Source organism: Rhodoferax sp. (genome assembly GCF_028689305.1).
GTDB lineage: Bacteria > Pseudomonadota > Gammaproteobacteria > Burkholderiales > Burkholderiaceae_C > Rhodoferax.
On record NZ_JAQTWM010000158.1, the window covers coordinates 1 to 3,902 of the forward strand.

Consider the following 3,902-nt stretch of genomic DNA (forward strand, 5'->3'; position numbering starts at 1 on the left):
AAGTTCTACAAGGAGGGGCGCAAACGCGGCGTCAAGCCCATTATCGGCGTTGAAGTCTGGCTTGAGGGCCTGGGCAAGGACACCAGCCAGTTGTCGCGGGTGGTGTTGCTGGTGCAGGACCGCCAGGGGTATCTCAATGTGTCGGAGCTGCTGGCCCGCGCCTGGACGCAAAATGCCGGCAAGACGCAGGCCTCGGTCAGCCTGGCCTGGTTGACCGAGCTCAATGGCGGCCTGATTTGCCTCTCGGGCGCCCAGGCCGGGCCGGTAGGCCAGGCGCTGTTGCAGGGTGACGATGCGCGGGCGGTGGACGCCGCCATGCGGCTCTCGGGAGTGTTCCCCCACCGCTTTTACCTGGAGCTGCAACGCGCCGGTCGCCCCGAAGATGAGCCCCATGTGGCGGCGGCGGTGCAGCTGGCCCAGCGCCTGCAGTTGCCGGTGGTGGCCACCCACCCGATCCAGTTTGCTGCGCCGGAAGATTTTGAGGCGCACGAGGCACGTGTCTGTATTGCCGAAGGCGAGATTCTGGCCAACCCACGCCGGGTGCGCCGTTTCACGCGTGAGCAGTATTTCAAGACCGGCGCCGAGATGCAGGCGCTGTTTGCCGATCTGCCCTCGGCCCTGGCCAACAGTGTGGAGATCGCCAAACGCTGCAACCTGAGTCTGGTGCTGGGCAAGCCGCAGTTGCCCGACTTTCCGATCCCACCGGTCAATGGTGTGGTGATGGATGCCAACGAGTACTTTCGTTACGCCTCGCATGAAGGCCTGAAAGAGCGCATGGTGCTCCTGTACCCCGATCCAGCCAAGCGCGAGGCCGAGATGCCGCGCTACGTGGAGCGATTGGAGTTTGAGCTCACCACCATCCTGAAAATGGGTTTCCCAGGCTACTTTTTGATTGTGGGCGACTTCATCAACTGGGCCAAAAACAACGGTTGCCCGGTCGGGCCGGGGCGGGGTTCCGGGGCGGGTTCGCTGGTGGCCTACGCGCTGAAAATCACCGATCTGGACCCGCTGCAATACAACCTGCTGTTTGAGCGTTTTCTGAACCCCGAGCGGGTGTCGATGCCCGACTTTGACATCGACTTCTGCCAGAGCAACCGCGACCGCGTGATCGACTACGTCAAGCAAAAATACGGCAAGGACGCGGTCAGCCAGATCGCCACCTTCGGCACCATGGCGGCGCGCGCAGCCATTCGTGACGTGGGCCGGGTGTTGGACATGAGTTACACCTTTTGTGATGGCATCAGCAAGCTCATTCCCAACAAGCCCGGGATTTCGGTCACCCTGCAACTGCCCCCGCCCGACAAAAAAGCCGATGACAAAACGGTGTACGCCACCGAGGCGGAACCGATCCTGGCCGAACGCGAGGCCAAGGAAGAAGACGTGCACACCCTGCTGGAGCTGGCGCGCAAGCTCGAGGGCATGACGCGCAACATCGGCATGCACGCCGGTGGCGTGTTGATTGCGCCGGGCAAACTGACCGACTTTTGCCCGCTGTACCAGCAGCCCGGCAGCGACTCGGCAGTCAGCCAGTACGACAAAAGCGACGTGGAAGCGGTTGGCCTGGTCAAGTTCGACTTCTTGGGGCTGGCCACGCTGACCATCCTGGAAATCGCCCGCGAGTTCATCATCCAGCGCCACAAGGGGCAGGAAAACTTTGCCTTTGAGAACATCCCGCTGGATGACAAGCCGACCTACCGCCTGTTCCAGGAGGGCAAGACCGAGGCGGTGTTCCAGTTTGAAAGCCGTGGCATGCAAGGCATGTTGCGTGATGCCAAACCGACCCGGCTGGAAGACCTGATTGCCCTGAATGCCTTGTACCGTCCCGGCCCGATGGACCTGATCCCCAGCTTTGTGGCGCGCAAGCATGGCCGCGAGGTGGTCGAGTACCCGCACCCGCTGGTGGCCAACATGCTCTCAGAGACCTACGGCATCATGGTTTACCAGGAGCAGGTGATGCAGACGGCGCAGATTCTGGGCGGTTACTCGCTCGGTGGTGCCGACATGCTGCGCCGCGCCATGGGTAAAAAAGATGCCGACGAGATGGCGCGGCACCGCCAGATTTTCCGCGACGGTGCAGCCAAGAACGACATCAGCCAGGACAAGGCCGACGAAGTCTTTGACTTGATGGAAAAGTTTGCCGGTTATGGCTTCAACAAGTCACACGCCGCCGCCTACTCGCTGCTGGCCTACCACACCGGCTGGCTCAAGGTGCATTACACCGCCGAGTTCTTCTGCGCCAACATGACGGTGGAAATGGACGACACCGACAAACTCAAGGTGTTGCTGGAAGACGCCATCAAGATGGGACTGACGTTCGAGCCGCCTGATGTGAACCGCGGGGTGAGCCGTTTTGAGCCGGTGTCCGACAAGGTGATCCGTTATGGTCTGAGTGCGGTCAAGGGCAGCGGCCAGCAGGCGATCGAAGCGATTGTGGCGGCGCGTGAAGGGCGCGGTGTCGGGCCGCTGGGCGATGTGAAGGGGCCGTTCAAGAGCCTGTTTGATTTTTGCGCCCGGGTGGACCGCAGCCGCATCAACAAGCGTACGGTGGAGGCCTTGATCAAGGCCGGTGCGTTTGACGCGATTCACCTCAATCGCGCCAGTCTGCTTGCCAGTGTCGACCTGGCGTTTGAGTTTGGTGCCGCCACCCTGGCCAATGCCAACCAGTGCAGCCTGTTTGACATGGGGGGCGACGATGACCATGGCTCCAGCACGCAAGAGCCTGAACTGGTGCAGGCCACGCCCTGGGGGGTGAAAGAGCGGCTGGTGCTGGAAAAAACCGCCATCGGCTTTTATTTGTCGGGCCATCTGTTTGACGACGTGGTGCAGGAGGTGCGCCGGTTTGCCCGGCGGGCGATTGCCGACCTGATTGACACCCGCGAGCCGCAGTTGCTGGCCGGCATCGTCACCGACTTTCGCGTCATCAACGGCCAGCGCGGCAAGCTGGCGCTGTTCAAGCTCGATGACAAGTCCGGTGTGATCGAGGCCCGCGCCGACGAGGCCTTGCTCAACGCCCACAAGAACCAGTTGAAGGACGATGAATTGATCATTGTCATGGGCAAACAGCAGCCTGACCGCTTTTCGGGCGGCATGCAATTGACCGTGACCCAGATCTGGGACCTGGAGCAGGCACGCTGCCGCTTTGGCAAATATTTGCGCGTCAGCCTGGACACCGCCACACCCCAGGCGCGCAGCCTGGATGTGGCCCGGCTGCTCAAAGACCACCCGGCGCGGTTGGAGGCCACCGAGCAGGGTGACCTTGAGCATGGGATGGGGGTGCGCCTGGCGCTGACCTGCCGCAGTGAGGAGGGCGCCGCCAGCGCCGAACTGCAGTTGGGTGAGCGGGCCCGCTTTTACCCCAGCGACGCCGCGCTGGCGAGCTGGTGGGCCCAGGCGGCACCTGGGAAGGTCGAAATTATTTATGAATAATTGCCTCTAGCCCAGGTGAAATAAGCCTGATAAGCTATATTATTTATAGCAAAAGTCGAAACCAGGTCATGCGGCCAATCTGGCTTAGTCCTTAGGTCGGAACACCAGCAGCAGGGATGAAGGCATGCTGCCGTCCACATCCCGTGGCAACACTTCGGTCTTGTCAATGGCCTTGAGCACGGCGTCATCCCAGGACTTGGTTCCGCTGGATTTCACGATCTTGCGGCCCACAATGGTGCCGTCGGGCGCGGTGCGCACTTCGACCTCGGCGGTTGGGTTGCCCGCGATGTCTTCGGTAAACACGATGTTGGGCTTGACGCGGGCGCGAATGCGGCCGGCATAGGTGGCGGACGGCCCGGACGATTTCAGCGCCGTGCCTTTGGCGTTGTCCGCTCCGGCTGCGCCAGCCAGTCCGGTGATGCGTTGCAGGTTTTTCAGGCGCTGGGCTTCGAGCTGTTTGGCTTCGAGGGCTGCTT

Annotated in this window: 2 protein-coding genes; one reads left to right on the forward strand and one right to left on the reverse strand. The window is 61.9% G+C overall.

The window, feature by feature from the left end; translation table 11 throughout:
• Positions 1–3,426, forward strand: a 3,426-nt coding sequence (dnaE, locus tag PHW99_RS18275) for a DNA polymerase III subunit alpha (protein WP_300181107.1), incomplete at its 5' end; no start/stop codon positions are given.
• Between the two features lie 84 nt (positions 3,427–3,510).
• On the opposite strand, the gene tolA is transcribed toward dnaE, so the two are convergent.
• On the reverse strand, positions 3,511–3,902 hold a 392-nt coding region (tolA, locus tag PHW99_RS18280; protein WP_300181110.1), incomplete at its 5' end, for a cell envelope integrity protein TolA.